This window comes from Corynebacterium sputi DSM 45148, from assembly GCF_000427865.1.
GTDB lineage: Bacteria > Actinomycetota > Actinomycetes > Mycobacteriales > Mycobacteriaceae > Corynebacterium > Corynebacterium sputi.
The window spans coordinates 1-18,806 of the sequence record NZ_ATYV01000004.1 but is presented as its reverse complement, the minus strand read 5'-3'; the positions used below and the strand labels follow the sequence as shown (position 1 = coordinate 18,806).

Annotated in this window: 9 protein-coding genes, 1 tRNA gene and 1 pseudogene; 8 read left to right on the top strand and 3 right to left on the bottom strand. The window is 63.3% G+C overall.

Annotated elements, in window-relative coordinates; genetic code table 11:
- The first annotated feature begins 32 nt into the window (after window positions 1–32).
- On the top strand, window positions 33–737 hold the full coding sequence (locus tag YWU_RS0103080; protein ID WP_034646906.1) for a non-canonical purine NTP pyrophosphatase: 705 nt from the start codon (window positions 33–35) through the stop codon (window positions 735–737).
- A gap of 177 nt (window positions 738–914) precedes the next feature.
- Here YWU_RS0103080 and YWU_RS0103075 read toward each other — a convergent pair whose 3' ends face one another.
- Window positions 915–1,310, bottom strand: coding sequence for a DUF3817 domain-containing protein (locus YWU_RS0103075; RefSeq protein WP_420805288.1), 396 nt, complete (start codon window positions 1,308–1,310; stop codon window positions 915–917).
- Between the two features lie 159 nt (window positions 1,311–1,469).
- Window positions 1,470–1,949 (bottom strand): hypothetical protein, encoded by a 480-nt coding sequence (locus YWU_RS14860; protein ID WP_205618283.1) that lies wholly within the window; start codon window positions 1,947–1,949, stop codon window positions 1,470–1,472.
- A 66-nt stretch (window positions 1,950–2,015) separates the two neighbouring features.
- Here YWU_RS14860 and YWU_RS0103065 point away from each other — a divergent pair.
- From YWU_RS0103065 to YWU_RS14850, 3 genes are all read left to right on the top strand, one after another.
- A tRNA-Leu gene (locus tag YWU_RS0103065) sits at window positions 2,016–2,100 on the top strand.
- Between the two features lie 150 nt (window positions 2,101–2,250).
- Window positions 2,251–3,345 (top strand): YihY/virulence factor BrkB family protein, encoded by a 1,095-nt coding sequence (locus YWU_RS14855; RefSeq protein WP_051259962.1) that lies wholly within the window; start codon window positions 2,251–2,253, stop codon window positions 3,343–3,345.
- Window positions 3,346–3,506: 161 nt separating this feature from the next.
- Window positions 3,507–4,676 (top strand): YihY/virulence factor BrkB family protein, encoded by a 1,170-nt coding sequence (locus YWU_RS14850; protein ID WP_084141658.1) that lies wholly within the window; start codon window positions 3,507–3,509, stop codon window positions 4,674–4,676.
- Here the strand turns inward: YWU_RS14850 and YWU_RS0103050 are convergent.
- The gene (locus YWU_RS0103050; RefSeq protein ID WP_205618282.1) at window positions 4,665–5,822 is read right to left on the bottom strand and encodes a glycosyltransferase; all 1,158 of its coding nucleotides are present in this window, start codon (window positions 5,820–5,822) and stop codon (window positions 4,665–4,667) included. The genes YWU_RS14850 and YWU_RS0103050 overlap by 12 nt on opposite strands.
- A gap of 390 nt (window positions 5,823–6,212) precedes the next feature.
- Here YWU_RS0103050 and YWU_RS14845 point away from each other — a divergent pair.
- From YWU_RS14845 to YWU_RS14840, 4 genes and pseudogenes are all read left to right on the top strand, one after another.
- Window positions 6,213–7,793, top strand: a pseudogene (locus YWU_RS14845) (AbgT family transporter).
- A gap of 41 nt (window positions 7,794–7,834) precedes the next feature.
- Window positions 7,835–8,059, top strand: a complete 225-nt coding sequence (locus YWU_RS0103035) for a hypothetical protein (RefSeq protein ID WP_027019310.1) — start codon at window positions 7,835–7,837, stop codon at window positions 8,057–8,059.
- A gap of 457 nt (window positions 8,060–8,516) precedes the next feature.
- Window positions 8,517–17,543 carry a type I polyketide synthase gene (locus YWU_RS0103030; protein WP_051260000.1) on the top strand — a complete coding sequence of 3,009 codons (9,027 nt, stop codon included), beginning with the start codon at window positions 8,517–8,519 and terminating at the stop codon, window positions 17,541–17,543.
- 217 nt (window positions 17,544–17,760) lie between these two features.
- Window positions 17,761–18,714 carry an acetamidase/formamidase family protein gene (locus tag YWU_RS14840; protein ID WP_034646937.1) on the top strand — a complete coding sequence of 318 codons (954 nt, stop codon included), beginning with the start codon at window positions 17,761–17,763 and terminating at the stop codon, window positions 18,712–18,714.
- Window positions 18,715–18,806 lie beyond the last annotated feature (92 nt).

Sequence of the window (18,806 nt, the reverse complement as noted above, 5' to 3'; positions counted from 1 at the left end):
ACCGAGACGAAAAGATTATGGAAGGAACTCCGATGAAACTGCTGGTGGCCACGCGGAATGACAAGAAGCTCATCGAGCTTCGGCGAGTCCTGGAATCTGCAGAGATCGAAGGAATCGAACTTCTGAGCCTGAATGACGTGGAGGAATTTCCCGAGCGTCCGGAAGACGGCCGTAACTTCGAGGACAACGCCCTGATTAAGGCCCTCGACGGGGCTCTGGCGACCGGATTGCCGTGCTTCGCCGATGACTCCGGCCTTTCGGTCGATGAGATGAATGGAATGCCCGGCGTCCTGTCCGCACGCTGGTCCGGGGGCCACGGTGATGACTCCGCGAACAACAACCTCCTGCTCAAGCAGCTCCGCGACATTCCTGCGGGTCGCCGAGGCGCGGCCTTCGTATCCGCCGTGGTCCTGGTTAACCCGGGTGGGGAGAGCGCCGGCGACGGCATCGCGACTGACGACGGGCACGGCGACAGCATCTACACCTTCCGCGGTGAATGGCGCGGTCGCGTTTCCGATGAACTCCGTGGTGAGCACGGATTCGGATACGACCCGCTGTTCATTCCGCACGAGGAAGACCAGCGAGTCAAGGCCGGCCGGGACACTGACAAGTTCCCGGAGCCCCGCAGCGCCGCACAGCTCGATCCGGAGGACAAGGACGAGCTCAGCCACCGCGGCCGCGCGCTGCGTCAGCTGATCCCGACGATTCAGCGCTTGGTCGAAACCGACGGCAACTGATTTCCCTGACCCTCCTGCCAACAGCATCGATAACTGTTGGAAGGGGGGTCGTCATGTCGAAAAGTGGCAAGGATACCTCGTCACACATGACAAAGCCCGAGGGAACCATCGCAATCCAGGTTCGCTCGGGCGTCGTCGGCTGTCGCCTTGAGTTGCCGTAGTAGGGCAGCGGGGCGGCTAGAGTTCCTTGACTCCGAACTGCACTTCCACTTCCTTGCGGCGCTTCGCCTCAACGTAGAAGGACAGGAACGGCACGACACCACCGAGAGCGGTGATGATCCACTTCGATGGAGTCCAACGGGCCTTCACACCGAGGTTCACGATCGAGATGATGAACGCCAGGTAGGCGTACCCGTGGGAGATAGCGATCGGGGCGAACCAGAAAGGCTTCTGCTGGCCGTCGGCGAAGCTGAATCCCATGAATCCGTACACGGCGATCATCGCACCGAGCAGGGACAGCAGCAGCACACCCGTGAGGTACGCGGTGAGCGAGAAGAACATCAGTGCCAACTTCACCCTGCGGCGGCGGACGATGCTGATCGACGACGGACCGGTCGGCGTTCCCGACGGAATTGATCCGAGAGCAGCGGACTGCGAGTCCAGCGGAGGGCCGTCAGCGGTAGGAGGGTTTCCTGCGCTTGCGTCCGGGGTGTCGGAGGATGGGTGGGTCACGGGTATGAACTCCTGAAAATTCGCGGCCCGACATACTCGGGCTGTTATGGAGAGTGCTGCCTAGTGGTCGGATGAATCCGGCGCGGAGTTCCCGGTGATTCCGGTTGCTCCGGACTGGCCAGAAGTATCGGCGCTAGGTCCACGGCGGGACGAGCGTCGTTCATCGACTGCGGTGGGTACTTCCGCGGTCGCAGCCTTGGACTCGGGGAGGAAGTCGTCCGGGATCTCAGTCATCGTGCCTTCGGGGACGATGTAGGCGGCGTCGATGGTGCCGGCGGCGCGTTCCTTTTCGTACTCCATGTACTTGCGGTACGCCCAGATGAAGAAAATGCCGAAGGCAGGCCACTGGAAGGCGTAACCGAGATTTTGCCAGGAGTTCGTGGAGTCCCACCGGCTAAATTGCCAGTAGGCCATGCCCATCGTGATGCCGACTGCGATGGTCAGGAACACGAGCTGAACCACCCGCACGCGTGTGCTGATCGGGTGCTTTTGCTCGGTTGTCTGCTGGGACGAATCTGACTTTCCGGTACTGGGTGTCACGCCGCCAGCCTAACCCCCTATACTGAGTCCTGGTAAATGGACCCCGGTCTCGGGATCCGTTTGTTTGCGCCCGTGGCGGAATTGGCAGACGCGCTGGATTTAGGTTCCAGTGTCTTAGGACGTGGGAGTTCAAGTCTCCCCGGGCGCACCACATAGCAACGCGGCATCTGGAGTTATCCAGGTGCCGCGTTTTGTGTCTTTGCCCCGTGGGTGGGGGGGAATTGGTGGGTAGGTAAACGTCGTTAGGCAAAACTTTCTTTACGTATCCTGAATCCAACAGCCACACCTGGGAGGTCTACCAATGCCATCGCCGGACCGGGAACGCCTTGAGGAACTCGCTGACGCGGCAGCGCCGAATGATGCGAGGAAGCCGGCGCACCTGCAGAAGATCACTCGAGCATCGTGGGCATTCATCATCCGTTCGTCTTACCCGCAGTACAAGGCGAAGGAATGCTCGCACCTAGCTGGCAGCCTGACCTATACCGCGCTGTTCGCTATCTTCCCCAGCATGGTCGCGTTGGTGTCGATGCTGAGCCTGGTGGGGCAGGACGAACGGTCGGTGGATCTGTTCTTGGATGATCTGCAGCGCCTTGCCTCGGAGGACACCTGGGACATTGTGGAACCCATCCTGCGCGGGGTGCTGTCGGCGCCGGCAGCAGGTTTTGGCCTCGTGGTGGGCTTAGCGGCGGCGCTATGGTCCGCGTCAAAGTGGGTCACCGCGTTCAGTGAAGCGATGAATCGGATCTACGGGGTCCCGGAGGGCCGCAAAGGCATCAGGCTCACCATCCAGATGTACGCATTGACCGCGTTCTTGCTGTTGCTTGGGGCGTTGGGAATGCTGTCGATCGTGCTGTCGGGGCCGTGGGTTGATGTGTTGTTCAGTCACTTTGGACTTGGCGAATCGGCCGCGGATGTGTGGATGTACCTCAAATGGTTCGTGTTGGCAGGTGTGATCGTCCTCGTGACCGCGGTGTTGTATTGGCTGACTCCGAACGTTCAGCAGCCGAAGTTTCGCTGGATGACCACCGGCTCATTCATCGCAATTGTGATCACCATCGTCGCCACGCTGATTTTCTCGATCTACGTGCGTAACTTCAGCGACTATGACGCGACTTATGGATCCTTAGCTGGCGTCATTATCTTCCTGGTGTGGCTCTACATCGCCAATTCAATCCTGCTGTTCGGTGCCGTCATTGATAGTGAGATTGAACGCGCCCGCGAACTGCAGGCGGGGCTGGCCGCGGAATGGGACATCCAGCTGCCCGTTCGTGCGAAGGCGGCTTATCAGGAGGAAGAGAAGAAGCGCGATATCCAGGCGGAAAAGGCCCGCGCGCTGCGGCTCAGCGCTGGTCGTACTTCGAGGATTGAGGAAGTAGATACCAAGGTTTTTGAATAAACGCTTCCCGACGTCCCCAGCCAACACCACACATCCTGTGAGTGGAAAGGGCATTATGCTGAGGGGTCGTTTAGGCTGAAGTAAGAATTGCCGTGACAGATTGAGCAGCTGCTCGCCGGGTCAGCCAACTGGCTGGCCCTCAGAAGTGAGAGGACCGCGCGATGCCGTCAAGAGAATCCCAGCGCATGGAGGGGCTCGCGGATGCCGCGGACCCCAACGACAGCCGGAAGCCGAAGAACCTGCGGCAGATCACCGGGCCGTCGTGGAAGTTTATTCTCGCCGGTACCGTCCGTCAGTACACCGACCGTGGGTGCACTGACCTGGCATCGAGCCTGACGTACCGTTCCCTGTTTGCCATGTTCCCCGCGATGATCGCGCTGGTCTCAATGCTGAGCCTTTTCGGCCAGGATGAGTCCTCTGTCGAGGCCATCATGGATGAGGTCCGAAAGATCGCCTCCCCGAGCATGTTCGAGACCATTGAACCTGCGCTGTCTTCGGTGCTGACCGCGCCGGCGGCAGGCCTTGGTCTGTTCCTTGGTCTGCTGACTGCACTGTGGACCGCGTCCAGTTACATCAAGGCGTTCAGTCGGTCGATGAACCTGATCTACCAGGTCCCTGAGGGCCGTAACCCGATCAAGTTCACCATCCAGATGTACATCCTCACGTTCATCCTGCTGTTCCTCGGTGTCATCGCGCTGATCATCTTCGTGGTCTCCGGCCCGATTGCACAGGCGGCCCTGGACGCGTTGGGCCTCGGCTCGACCGCTGAGTACGTGTGGGGTTACGGCAAGTGGCTGATCCTCGGTGGCGTGGTCATTTTGGTGATCGCTCTGCTGTACTACGCCACTCCGAACGTGAAGCAGCCGAAGTTCCGTTGGCTCAGTACCGGTGCCGTCTTGGCAATTGTTGTTGCTTTGCTCGCGACCTTGGGCTTCTTCTTCTACGTCCGTAACTTCGGCAACTACAACGCCACCTACGGTGCCCTGGCCGGTGTCATCATCCTGCTGCTGTGGATCTACATCATCAACGCAATCCTGCTCTTCGGTGCAGTGCTGGACAGTGAGATCGAGCGCGGCCGCCAACTGCAGGCAGGCCTGCCCGCAGAGTGGGAGATCCAGCTTCCGGTGCGTGACTCTGGTGCGTATGAGAAGAAGGAAGAGAAGCGTCAGAAGGAAGCCGAGAAGGCTCGCGCACTGCGTCTGACCGCCGGTCGAAGCAACGAACTCACCGGTGAACCGCAGGCAGCGTCCGCTGCCGACGAGGCAACTTCTCCGGAGCCGGATGAGAAGTCCTCGAACGACAAGGACACCTCTTCGGCGTCATCCAACTGACGCTAGCCGCTCATACAGGGCGATCTGCCTGGCCACCTGATTCTTTTCGCTGAATCGGGCGGCCAGGTTTTTGCTGTGGTGGGAGAATTTCTGGATGAGGATGGGGGCGTCGAGAAGCGAGGCAGTTTTCTCTGCCATCTCTGAACTGTCATTCCTCACCACGTATCCATTTTCGCCCTCGGTGAGGACCTCACTGAGTTCTCCGTCGACGATGATGAGCGGACATCCCGCTGCGGCTGCCTCATGAAGGACCAGCCCCTGAGTGCCCGTGACGGAGGGGAACAAAAACACATCCAGCGTGGCGTACGCGACTCCCAGGGTGTTCCGCGGCAGCCTCCCGGTGAAGATGATCCGGTCTCCGTGGCCGGTGTCCTGCGCCAATTCCTCAAGTCTGTCGCGGTGATTGAAGTCGCCGACGAAGAGGAGCTTCAGCCTCGGCCGCTGGGGCGCGAGGTGGGCGAAGGTCTGGATAAGAAGTTCGAGGTTCTTCTCAGCTCCAAGCCTCCCGACGTACCCGATCACCTCATCCTCCCCACCGATTCCCCAGGTTTGACGGAATTCAGCGATCTGCGCCAGGGAGGGCTCCGCCAGGGGATCGACTCCGGTAGGAAGCAGCTCCACGTCAAAGCCGTAGGGGCCGGTGGTGGACCCCAATTGGCGCACGCTCTTGCGAGACAATGCGATGACCCGGTCACAGCGGCTGTAGACCATTGCCAACGTGGCGGAGGCGATCTCCGCGTTCCACACACTGATCCGACGGCGCGGGCGGTACATCGACAACAGGGTGCGTACATCCGTGCCGGTGAGTTTGAAGACAAATGGCAGCATCGCACTGAGAGCGAGGACACCAGGCAGCGCCGATGGGTAATGCGCCGCGTACCTATTCAGGTCGGTGCAGTGCTGGACGACCAACACCGCACCGGTCCGCTGAGCCGCATACACACCGAGCAAACCGACCTGGGTGGGAGTGAGAAAGTGGATGACGTCCAGCTTCAGTGCCGGATCCCGCAATTCCCGAGGAGGGAAGAGAACAGCTGGGCGACTTCCCTCAAAGATCCCCGCGGGTAGGCCGGGTAACCAGATCACGTGGTCGTCGTTATGCGCAGTCCATGCCCGCCGATCCGCCCGGGTGCCTGGGCAGAACACCTACACCTCATGTCCGGCGTCCTCCAGTCGACTCCGGGTGATGTCGACGACTGTGACGATGCCATTCGTCGCTGGGTGATAGGTGTCGGTGAACAGTCCGATCCGCATCCGGGAATCGTATCCGCTTCTCAGGGAATCTACTGGTCTGCGTATCTGGTGCGCATCAGGCTATACCCATTCGTCAGTTCTGAATCTGCGATAGATATTGGCTTCCGCCGATCGCACGGCGCCAGCGACGGCGCCGGACACTGACCGGTGGATGCCTCCGTCCGTTCCTGCGTTCCGGCAGGGCATCCCTGAGAAACGGAAGATGGCATGGGTTCAGACACTGAAGTAAAGGATGAAGGACCCGGCCGTAGCGCGTCGGGAAAGCCGGACAAACCGAAGGGGATGCTGGCCACGTTGGAGCGAGTCGGCAATGCGCTGCCAAACCCATTCTGGCTGTTCGTCATATTCGCAGGGATTGTGATCGTCGCATCCTGGATTGGATCGCTGGCGGGGATGTCGGCGGAAGATCCGTCCTAAAGCGAGACAATTGAAGTCGAGAGTCTGCTCACCACCGCGAACCTGCAGCGGATGGTGACCGATGCTGTCGACAACTTCGTCAGCTTCGTCCCGCTCGGACTAATTCTGGTCTGCATGCTTGGTGTTGCGATTGCGGAGTATTCCGGCTTCATCGGCGCGGCGATCAGGGGAGCGGTCTCGAAGGTGAAGTCGCCGGTGTGGCTGACGTTCGTCTTGGCTCTGGCTGGTGTAACCGGTTCGGTGGCATCCGATGCGATCTACGTGATCATCATCCCGCTCGGCGCCGCAGCCTTCCGTGTGGTGGGACGAAGCCCGATCGTAGGAGCCATGGTCGCCTTTGCTGCCTCCTCGGCCGGATTTAATGCTTCGCTGCTGCTGAACATCACCGACGTGCTGTTGGCAGGAATCTCCACGAACGCGGCCCAGTTCGTGGAGGAGGACTATGTGGTCTCGCCGTTGGCGAACTACTTCTTCTCGATGGCGTCCTCGGTGGTGCTCGCAGCGATCATCACCGCGGTGACCGAGCTATTCGTTGTGAAGTACACCCGCAGGACAATCCCTGATGAGCTGGTCAACCATGAGGCTGCGGTCTTCACCATGCCTCAGAAGTCCGGAGAGCACGGAGTAGTGGACGCCGAGCCAGGCGATAAAGACGGGAAACCGCACTCAGACACCGGTGAACTCGCGCTGGCGGATGCGGAGAAGCGGGGACTCAAAATTGCGGGGCTGACTGCACTTGTTTTCATGGCTGCATGGTTTGCGCTCCTGCTCATTCCGGGCTCGCCGATGCGTGGCGAGGGCGACGGGATCTTGAATTCTCCGCTGCTGGAGAACATTGTCGTGTCCATTGCGGCGATCTTCGCGGCGATCGGAATTGCCTACGGGCTCTCGTACGGGTCGATCCGGAATTCCTCGGACGTGCCGAAGTTTATGGAGAAGGGCCTGGGCACCCTCACGACGATGATGGTGCTGTTCTTCGCGGTATCCCAGTTCACCGCCCATTTCGATTGGTCCAACCTCGGGCAGTGGACTGCCATCAGGGGATCGGAGCTGCTCACCCGGGCAGATCTGCCTCCCTTGGTGCTGTTTGCCGCGTTCGTCCTGATGGTGGCCCTCATCAATCTGGTGATTACCCCGGGGTCGGCGCAGTGGGCACTGATGGCACCGATCGTGGTGCCGATGCTTATGTATGTGGGAATCAGCCCAGAGGTCACCCAGATGCTGTATCGAATTGGAGATTCCCCGACCAACATCATCACCCCGATGTCGCCATACTTCGCGCTGGCACTGACGTTCCTGCAGAAGTATTACAAGGGAGCAGGAGTCGGCACCTTGATGGCGCTGGCCATTCCGTACTCGATCGCGATGATGCTGGGCTGGTTCCTTTTCTTCGTCCTCTGGTACTTGGCGGGTATCCCGCTGGGGCCGGGCGCACCGTTGCGGTAAATCGGACGATCGCGCCGGGCGGTCGGGCGTAGTCTTTTTGCATGAGCATTTCCCAGCACATCGACATCTGGTTCGAAGAACGTGGGATCGAGCCGGACGACACCGTGGTGGTGGATGACCCGTGCGCGGTCTTCGACGGATCCACTGAACATGATGAGCGCCTCCTGGCGGAGCGTGCCGACGGTTCGCTTCCTCGGAGGGTTGAGGGTGAACTGCGCAGGGAAGTGGATGACACGGCTGCGCGAGTTCGAGACTTGTTGGGGTAATCGGCTCGGGGCTCTGATGGCGCGGAGTTCGGGGAAACAGCGTTGACCGGGGATGACTTCACGATAAGACCGGATAACAGCATAAGTTTCGTGGGGTGACATTAATCACAGGTGGTCCGACATTGGGACCTCCGGCGCCGAGCTGTGACCTGCGGGTTATTCGGTTGTGTAGATGAAAATGTAGCGATTCCGGGCCATTGGGGTGCCATGTGATCCAAAACATGACGGAACCCTCACGATTTATGTGGCATATTGGGTCCCCGAAGTAACAGTGTTAGGGCGCTTCGCCATGTCTGCGTGTTTTCGCAGGCGCACATACGTACCAAAGCGAGTCGCCCCAGTCGCTACATCCGATCTAAGGAGTCACCGCGTGACCGTCACCCCCTCTTCGCGTACCGCAGCCGATGCGCTGTCCGTCTTCCGCTCGGCCTCGAGGAACGAAGGCAATGAGCGCGGAATCGAACCGACGCTGGCACAGCGGTTAGCCGGGGGCGAGACGTTCGCCTTCGTCTTCTCCGGACAGGGCTACCCGTGGCTGCAGACCCTGACCACGTGTCTGACCGCCGGAGTCGATGGACGCCTCCGTGATGCACTGCGTGAGTCTGACCGTCGTCTGGAGCCGGTCGCTGACCGTCTGGCCGGACAGCTCCCGGACGGCTTCGAGCCGATCCGTTGGGCTTCTGAGGCCGCAGGTGTTCAGGCCGCTGCCGCGAACCCCGTCGCGGATCCGACCGCTGACCTCACCGAGGACGCCGGAACCCCCGAGTTCATCCCGGTTCCGGGCCTGCCGGACCTGGAAGCTCCGGCTGTCTCCGCCCCGGGCATCGTCGCAGCTCAGATCGGCATGATCGACCTGCTTGACGCACAAGGCATCGACGCCTCCCGCGCCACTGACGCCATTGGCCACTCGCAGGGCGTACTTGGTGCGGCAGTTGCCAAGAACCCGGAGCGCGTTGGTGAGATCCTCACCCTCGCCCGCATCCTCGGTGTCACCGTGGCACGCCACGGGCGCGTCCACGGACTCATTGCTGACAATGCCGGCCGCACCCCGATGCTGGCTGTCAATGGTGCTGACGCAGCAGCGGTGTCCCCGCACCTGGCCGGTGATGCAGTCATCGGACTGGTCAATGGCCGCGAGCGCGTCGTCATCGTCGGCACCCCCGCCGACCTTGAGGCCACCCGCGAGAACCTGGACAAGGCCGCAGAGGCCGACGCTGAGACTCTGCACAACAAGGAGCGCGGTGGAAAGCCGTTCGCTCCGCGTACCTCGTGGCTGAAGGTCGGCTCCGGCTTCCACCACCCGGTGATGGCTTCCGCTGTTGAAGAGTCCGTCGAGCTGGCGACCGCCGCTGGCCTGGACGAGGACTTCGTCCGCCCGCTGGCACAGCACGTGCTGCAGGACCAGATCGACTGGCCCGCCGAGATCGGTTCCCTCGACGCTGACTGGATCATCGAGATGGGCCCCGGCGAGGGCGTTGCCCCGCTGACCCGTGAGCTGCTGGAGGGCACTGACGGTGTCGTCGTCACCGCAGCAGTCGACCAGGGCCAAGCTGAGCTCTTCGAGCCGGGCAGCGCCCCGGTCAAGCCGACCCCGTGGTCGGAGTTCGCTCCGAAGCTCGTGATGAAGGACGGTCGCGCCCGCGTGGAGACCTCCTTCACCCGCGCTACCGGCCGTTCCCCGATCTTGCTCGGTGGCATGACCCCGACCACGGTCGACCCGGCCATCGTCGCCGCCGCTGCGAACGCTGGCTTCTGGGCCGAGCTCGCCGGTGGTGGACAGGTCACACCGGAGATCTTCCAGGAGAACGTGACCCGCCTAAAGGACCTGCTGGATGACGGCGCATCCGCGCAGTTCAACACCATGTTCCTGGACCCGTACCTGTGGGGCATGCACATGGGTAACCGCCGACTGGTGCAGCGCACCGTCGCCGCCGGTACCCCGATCGACGGCGTGACCATTTCCGCCGGCGTCCCGGAGACCGATGAGGCTGTTGCCATCATCAAGGAACTTGAAGCCACCGGCATCCCGCACGTGTCCTTCAAACCGGGCACCGTCAAGCAGATCCGCCAGGTACTGGAAATTGCTGACTCCACTGACGCGACCGTCATCATCCAGGTCGAGGGCGGCCGCGCCGGCGGACACCACTCCTGGGAAGAGCTCGATGACCTGCTGATTGCTACCTACGGCGAGATCCGCGAGCGCGACAATGCCGTCCTGGCAGTCGGCGGCGGCATCGGTGAGTCCGAGCAGGCAGCGGACTACCTCACCGGTACGTGGGCTGAGAACCACAACCTCCCGGCCATGCCGGTCGACGCCGTCATCATCGGCACCGCCGCGATGGCCGCCAAAGAGTCCACCGCATCCAGCGGAGTGAAGCAGTTGCTGGTCGACACCGCTGGTACCCCGGAGTGGGTCGCCGCCGGTGGCGCCAACCAGGGCATGGCCTCGGGCCGTTCCCAGCTCGGTGCTGACATCCATGAGATCGACAATGCCGCCGCAGTTGCCGGCCGCCTCCTCGATGAGGTTGCCGGTGATGACGAGGCTGTCGCACAGCGTCGCGATGAGATCATCGAGGCCATCAACCGCACCGCCAAGCCGTACTTCGGTGACATCGAGACCATGACCTACGCGGAGATCATCGACCGCTACGTCGAGCTTGCCGCACCGACCGGCGAGTGGGTCGATCCCTCCTGGGCTTCTCGCTTCGGCGCGCTGCTGGACCGTTTCGAGTCCCGCCTCGCATATACCGACTCCGGTGAATTCTCCTCCGTGCGTCCAGCAGGCCCGGTCACCCCGGTCTCTGCGGATGCCGTGCGCGAGGCCTATGACCTCGACGTGCGCATGCACCCGGCTGACGTCGGATTCTTCCTCCGCGCCTGCCGCATCCCCGGCAAGCCGGTCAACTTCGTGCCCGTCATCGACGGTGAGGTTCGCCGCTGGTGGCGCTCGGATTCCTTGTGGCAGGCACACGATGAGCGTTACGACGCCGACGGCGTCTGCATCATCCCCGGCACCGCTGCGGTCGCCGGCATCACAAAGGTCGACGAGCCCGTCGCCGAGATCCTCGGACGTTTCGAGGACGCCACCGTCGAGGCGCTGACCGCCTCCGGTGAGTCCGCCACTGAGGTCGACGCAGACCCGGTCGCCGCCGTGCTCGCAGAGCCCGTCGTCTCCTGGGCCGGTCGCCAGACCATCAACCCGGTGCATCGCCTCGGCGCACTGGAGGAGTGGGACGTGCAGTCCGACGGCTCCGCCACCCACCCGGACACCGGCGCGACCCTAACTCGCGACTCCTCCAAGACCGCTCTGCTGACCGTGCCGCTGGCACGCGTCGGTGAGCCGGCCAGCCTGGAACTTGTCATCAGCGCCCCGGCGTCGATCGGCCGCTCCGCTGTGATCTCCTCCCAGGACGTCGTTCGAGCAATGCGTGAGCTCACCCGTATCGCTGCCGGTGGGCAGCTGCCAGAGATCACCGACGGCATCGCCACCTGGACCAGCACCTGGTCCACCGCGGACACCGCTGACTACGACACCGTCACCGGTGCCAACGGCGCCACCGCACCGGACGTGCTGGTCGGTTACGCCTGGCCCGCCATCTTCGCCTCTGTCGCCGCAGCGACCACCGAGGACGGCATCGATGTGGTCGAGGGCATGCTCTCTCTGGTCCACCTGGAGCACCACGTGAAGCTCCTGGGCGACCTGCCCGCCGACGGCGAGGTTCTCACCGTCACCGCTCACTGCGATGAGGTCGCCGACACCGAAATGGGTCGCCTCGTGGTGGTGCGTGCTGAGGTCTCAGGTGAGCTCAACGGTGTGGATCGGGACGTCGCAACGCTCTCGGAGCGCTTTGCCATCCGTGGCCGCAACGGCGCACACACTGCCAAGACCAACACCACCCCGTTCCCGACCGTCACCGAGACCCCGCGCTCGCACCGCGCTACCGTCACCGTTGACGCACCGAAGGACATGCTGGCGTTCGCGACCGTCTCCGGCGATCGCAACCCGATCCACGTCGACGACCGCGCTGCAGCACTGGCAGGACTGCCGGAGGGCGTTATCGTCCACGGCATGTGGCTGTCCGCCGCCGCTGAGCACGCTGCCGCCTGTGGTGAGGAGATCACCGAGTTCACCGCCACGATGCTGGCGCCGGTCCTGCCGGGCCAGACCGTGACTTTCACCGTCGAGCGCCGCGGACTGGATTCGCGCCCGGGCAACGGCGAGGCCCGCGAGGTCACCGCCACCGTCGACGGCGACCTGGTGCTCACCGCCACTGCCATCATCGCTGCACCGCAGACCTTCTACGCCTTCCCGGGCCAGGGCATCCAGGCCCAGGGCATGGGCATGGCTGCTCGCACCGAGTCCGCCGCAGCTCGCAAGGTCTGGGACTCCGCGGACGCCTACACCCGCAGCGCGCTGGGCTTTTCGGTCCTCGCGATCGTTCGTGACAACCCGACCGAGGTCTACGTTCGTGGTCAGCGCTACTACCACCCCGAAGGTGTCCTCAACCTGACCCAGTTCACCCAGGTCGCCATGGCAACCCTGGGTATGGCTCAGACCGCGCAGATGCGCGAGGCTGGCGTTCTAGACGAAGAGGCATACTTCGCCGGTCACTCAGTCGGTGAGTACAACGCACTGGCAGCATTTGCCGGTGTCGTCGGCCAGGACGAGGTCCTGGAGGTCGTGTACTACCGCGGCCTGACCATGCACTCCCTGGTGCCGCGCGATGAGAACGGCCGCTCCAACTACGGCCTGTCCGCACTGCGCCCGGACAAGATTGGTGTCGCTGAAGAAGACGTTGTCGACTTCGTCAACGGTGTCGCTGAGAAGTCCGGTGAATTCCTCGAGGTCGTTAACCTCAACCTGGCAGGCAAGCAGTACGCCGTTGCCGGAACTGTCGCGGGCCTGCAGGCTCTGGCAGATGTTGCCGGTAAGAAGGGCTTGGTCCGGATTCCCGGCATCGACGTGCCGTTCCACTCGGCAGTCCTGCGCGACGGCGTCAACGCCTTCCGCGACCACCTCGACCGCCTTCTGCCGGCTGAGGTCGACCCGGAGGCCCTCGTCGGCCGCTACATCCCGAACCTCACCGCGACTCAGTTCGCGCTGACCCGCGAGTTCGTGGAGCAGATCAACGAGGTTGTCGATTCCCCGATTATCACGAAGGTTCTCAACAACTTCGACAAGCAGCTCAAGAAGCCGGGCAAGCTCGCTCGCACCCTGCTGATGGAACTGCTCGCATGGCAGTTCTGCTCCCCAGTGCGTTGGATCGAGACCCAGGACCTGGTCCTCGGTGACCTCAACGTCACCCGCATCGTGGAGGTCGGCGTGGCTACCGCACCGACGATCGCCAACCTCGCCGCACGCACCGCAGGTCTGGAGCGCTTTTCTGACCTGGACATCACCGTCCTCAACGTTGAGCGCGACGCCGACGCTGTCTTCGCTCGCGACGAGATCCGCCCGGAGGCTGACGAGGACGAGGTCCTCACCGAGTCCCCGGAGGAGACCTCCGTCCCGGCACAGCCGATGTCCCGCCCGGTCGAGGCAGCCCCGGCTGCTCCGGTCGCCGCAGCAGGTGCTGAGCGCCCTGCTGATCTGACCATCACCCCGGGTGACGCCACTGAGCTGCTTATCGCTCTGTGGACCAAGGTCCGCCCGGACCAGATGGGTGCCGCCGATTCCATCGAGACCCTCGTTGACGGTGTCTCCTCCCGCCGGAACCAGCTTCTGCTGGATCTGGGCACGGAGTTCGGACTGGGCGCCATTGACGGTGCCGCCGACGCCGACCTGCCCTCGTTGAAGGACAAGGTCTCCGGCATGGTCCGTTCCTGGTCCCCGTGGGGCCCGGTCCTGGGCGAGGCATTGACCGACGGCATCCGCCGCATCACCGGTCCCGCCGGTGCGCGTGCCTCGGCGATCTCTGATCGAGTCTCCAAGACGTGGGAGCTCGGCGAAGGCTGGGTTGCCGCTGTCACCGCAGAGGTTGTCATGGGCTCGCGCGAAGGCGCGTCGCTGCGTGGCGGAGACTTGGGCCACCTGACCACGACGGTGCCGTCGTCAAGCGCAGAGCTTGATTCGCTTATCGACGCCGCCGTCCAGTCCGTCGGCTCCAAGCGCGGCATCACCGTGGCCATGCCCTCTGCCGGCGGAGCCGCCGGTGGAGTCGTCGACTCCGCAGCACTCGGCGAGTTCGCAGAGCAGGTCACCGGTGAGTCCGGTGTCCTGGCAACTGTCGCTCGCAACATCTTGGAGCAGCTGGGGCACCAGGTCACCGACTCGGTGGACCTGCTTGCCGACGACGCCGACGACCAGATCGTCGACCTGGTTACCGCCGAGCTCGGCTCTGATTGGACCCGCCTGGTTACCCCGTCCTTCGATGCGAACCGCACGGTCCTCATCGATGACCGTTGGGCCACTGAGCGCGAGGACCTTGCTCGCATGTGGACCGGTGGCGCTGCTCCGAAGCGCGTGACCGGTGCCGCTATCGGTCAGGCCACCTGGTGGGCCGAGCGCGCCGAGAAGGCAGGCCACACCGGCCTGGCTGCGGCCTACCGTGCCCTGGCTGACGAGGCTGCTGCCGCAGATAAGTCCGGTGAGTCCACCAAGTACGCCGGCGATGTCGCCGTCGTCACCGGAGGTTCCCCGGGATCCATCGCAGCCGCCGTGACCGCAGGCCTGCTGGCCGGTGGCGCGACCGTCGTGGCAACGACCTCGTCACTGTCGAATGATCGTCTGTCGTTCTACAAGGAGCTCTTCCGCGACAACGCCTCCGAGGGCGCAGCCCTGTGGGTCGTCCCCGCGAACCTGACCTCCTACCAGGACCTGGACGCCGTTATCGACTGGGTCGGTAACGCTTGGACCACCACCGTTGGTGCAGACACTGTGGAGCTCAAGCCGGCCATGAAGCCGACCTTGCTGTTCCCGTTCGCCGCGCCGCGCGTCATGGGAACCCTGGCCGATGCAGGCTCCGCTGCCGAGATGCAGATGCGTCTGTTGCTGTGGAGCGTTGAGCGCCTGGTCGCCGGACTCTCTGCGATCAACGCAGACACAAACATCGGCCGCCGCCTCCACGTGGTGCTGCCAGGCTCCCCGAACCGTGGCCGCTTCGGTGGCGACGGTGCCTACGGTGAGTCGAAGGCTGCCCTTGACGCGTTGGTGTCCCGCTGGCACGTTGAGGATGCCTGGAATGGCAACGTTTCGCTGGTCCACGCCCTCATCGGTTGGGTCCGTGGCACGGGCCTGATGGGCGGCAACGACCCGCTGGTCGACATCGTCGAGGGCAAGGGCGTGCAGACCTGGTCCACCGACGAGATGGCTGCTCAGCTGCTCCGTCAGACCTCCGCACGTACCCGCCTGATCGCTGCGTCTGACCCGGTGGTCGTGGACTTGACCGGTGGTCTCGGTGACGTGGACCTGAACATGTCCGCTTTGGCCGCAGAAGCTGCAGAGGCCGCTGAGGCTGCCGCCGCAGACTCTGAGGATGAGGCAGAGGCCACCCGCGCCCTGCGCGCACTGCCGAATGCACTGAAGCCGTTGACCTCCACGGCACCGGATTTCAGCACCGTCGACGTGGCCCCTGAGGACATGATCGTCATCGTTGGCGCCGGCGAGCTGGGACCCTACGGTTCCTCTCGTACCCGCTTCGAGGCTGAGGTCGGCGACCTGTCTGCCGCCGGCATCGTCGAGTTGGCCTGGAACATGGGCCTGGTCACCTGGGACGAGGGCTGGCTCGACGCTGAGGGCAACGAGCTCGACGAGGAAGACATCGCTGAGCGTTTCCGCGACGAGGTTGTCGCCCGCGTGGGCGTTCGCCGTTACGGCAACGACGGCGACCTGGTCGACAACACCATGACCGAGCTGACCACCGTCTACCTCGACCGCGACCTGTCCTTCCCGGTGCGTGACCGCTCCGAGGCGGAGACCTTCGTCTCCTCCGACCCGGAGAACACCACCGCGCGTTACGACGAGGACAACGCCGAGTGGATCGTCACCCGCAAGTCCGGCACCAACGTGCAGGTACCGCGCCGCATGGCGATGTCCCGCTATGTCGGTGGCCAGATCCCTGAGGGCTTCGACCCGACGGTCTACGGCATCCCGGCGGAGATGGTCGAGAATCTCGATCGCGTTTCCCTGTGGAACATCGTCTGCACCGTGGACGCCTTCCTCTCTTCCGGATTCTCCCCGGCGGAGCTGCTGGAGAACGTCCACCCGGGCCTGGTGTCCTCGACGCAGGGCACCGGTATCGGCGCCATGGAGTCGCTGCGCAGCCTGTACATCGACGGAATCCTCGGCCAGCCGCGCGCCAGCGATGTGCTGCAGGAGGCCCTGCCGAACGTCATCGCAGCGCACGTTATGCAGTCCTACGTTGGTGGCTACGGCCAGATGATCCACCCGGTCGCCGCGTGTGCGACTGCGGCGGTCTCCGTCGAGGAAGGCCTGGACAAGCTCATCCTGGGCAAGTCTGACTTCGTCGTCGCCGGCGGCTTCGATGACCTGTCCACTGAGGGCATTACCGGCTTCGGCGACATGAGCGCCACTGCGGACTCGGCAACGATGGACGGAAAGGGCATCGACCGCAGGTTCTTCTCGCGTCCGAACGACCGCCGTCGCGGTGGCTTCGTCGAGTCGCAGGGTGGCGGCACGGTCCTGCTGGCCCGCGGTTCCGTTGCTCGGGACATGGGACTTCCGGTCCTCGGTGTCGTGGCGTACGCCTCGTCCTTCGCGGACGGCGCACACACCTCGATCCCGGCCCCGGGACTGGGCGCACTTGGTGCCGCTCGTGGTGGTGAAAAGTCGGCACTGGCTCGTGCTCTCAACAAGCACGGCGTCAGCGCAGACGAGGTGGCGGTGATCTCCAAGCACGACACCTCCACCAACGCCAACGACCCGAACGAGTCCGAGCTCCACGAGCGTCTGGCCGATTCCATCGGCCGCGATGAGCGCAACCCGCTGTTCATCGTCTCCCAGAAGTCCCTGACCGGACACGCTAAGGGTGGCGCTGCTGCCTTCCAGATGATCGGTCTGACTCAGGTGCTGCGCTCCGGCCTCATCCCGGCGAACCGCTCCCTGGACTGTGTCGACCCGGTGCTGTCCAAGCACGGCCGTCTGGTCTGGTCCCGGACTCCGCTGAACTTCGGCGACACCCTGCCGCTGAAGGCCGGTCTGGTGACCTCTCTCGGCTTCGGTCACGTCTCGGCACTGGTCGCGATCTTGCACCCAGAGGCGTTCTACGCATCCGTCGCGAAGTTCGATGGTCAGGACGCCTCCGACAAGTGGCGCGTCCTCGCCGAGGCCCGTGAGATCTCCGGACTGCGTCGCATCGACCACGCGATCTACGGTGGCGATTCGCTCTACGAGCGCCCGGAAGGCCGCCGGCTCGGTGACGGCACCGGCTACAAGTCCATCGCGGAACTGGAGAAGGCAGCCATCCTCAACCCGGATGCTCGCCTGGTCGATGGTGTGCTCAACCCGACCGGCGGATGTCGCTGATGACGATCGACGGCAGCTCGTAGTTCGCCTGCCGGACTGCTGGAGGCCTGGCCCTTGATCTCGGAACACCGAGTGATGGGGCCGGGTCTTTCGTCATGTCAGGAAGGCTCAGAGTCACCAGTGCAGAGGCGAAGTGAGCGTTCGCTGTGGAAATCTATACGGCCCGGGAACTTTCGAGACACTGCTGGGAAATCGATCCACAATAGCGTTTCTTTCCATGGGAAAATCATCGATCAACCTCTCCGGCGAAGACACTGCAAACCTTCTGGCTAGGCGATTCGGGCGACGCCGCGTCCTTCAAATGGCCGCAGCCCTGGGCGCCGCAGGTGCCGGATCAGGATTGGTCGGTTGCGGGCACAACGGACACAACGCGGCAGCAACTGCGTCAACGCCCACACGAGCGGCCTCTGCAGGCCAGATCTTGCAATCAGGCGTCGGGACGATACAGGCGGACCACTACCTCGCGTCGGAGCCGGACAAGGTGCTGTGGGGATATGTGCCCTCCACGGACAGCACACCGGTGCTGCGAATGCGCTCGGGCGAGACCGTCACTGTGGACACCGTCAGCCACGAAGGAATCATGGAGGACCAAGGGCGAGACCCAGATGCCTGGTTTGGTGAGCATGGTGTGGACCCTTCTGAGGTGCTCGACGACGCCCGAGACATCGCCGCGAACTACGACCGCACCGAGCGCGACTTCGACAAGGACGGTCCGCACATCGTCACTGGTCCGGTCTATGTGGAAGGCGCCGAACCCGGGGATGTGCTGAAGATCGAAACTCTCGAAACGTCGCTGCGCGTTCCTTACGGAGTCGTCTCCAGCCGCCACGGCAAGGGCGCATTGCGCAAGACCCCGGAGGGAGGAGCCCCGGACGGCATCTCTGAGGACGAGGTCATGCCTCCAATCGGCTCCGATGAGAACGTCTCGGTATTCACTCGCGCTGAAAATGACCGCGGTATCATGCGCTCGGGAGACTTGGAGCTAACGTTCCCGCTCCGGCCGTTCATGGGCATGATGGGCGTCGCCACCACCAGCGAAGGCGATCTGACCGATGAGAGCCGGAACTCGATCCCGCCAACACTTGGCGGCGGCAATATCGACATCAGGCATCTGGGGTCCGGATCCACCTTCTATTTGCCAGTAGTTGCGGATGGAGCCCTCTTCTACTGAAGTGAACCCCAAAAGTTGGAGAGAAGACCACAAAGTCCCACTCCAACCACCAAAGGGGAAAGCACTATGGGTGACACACCCAAAGATTTCAG

Bases quoted from the DNA above. Each gene is read 5' to 3' on its own strand.
- YWU_RS14840 (WP_034646937.1), top strand. From the start codon at position 17,761: ATGGGAAAATCATCGATCAACCTCTCCGGCGAAGACACTGCAAACCTT.
- YWU_RS0103080 (WP_034646906.1), top strand. From the start codon at position 33: ATGAAACTGCTGGTGGCCACGCGGAATGACAAGAAGCTCATCGAGCTT.
- YWU_RS14850 (WP_084141658.1), top strand. From the start codon at position 3,507: ATGCCGTCAAGAGAATCCCAGCGCATGGAGGGGCTCGCGGATGCCGCG.
- YWU_RS14855 (WP_051259962.1), top strand. From the start codon at position 2,251: ATGCCATCGCCGGACCGGGAACGCCTTGAGGAACTCGCTGACGCGGCA.
- YWU_RS0103035 (WP_027019310.1), top strand. From the start codon at position 7,835: ATGAGCATTTCCCAGCACATCGACATCTGGTTCGAAGAACGTGGGATC.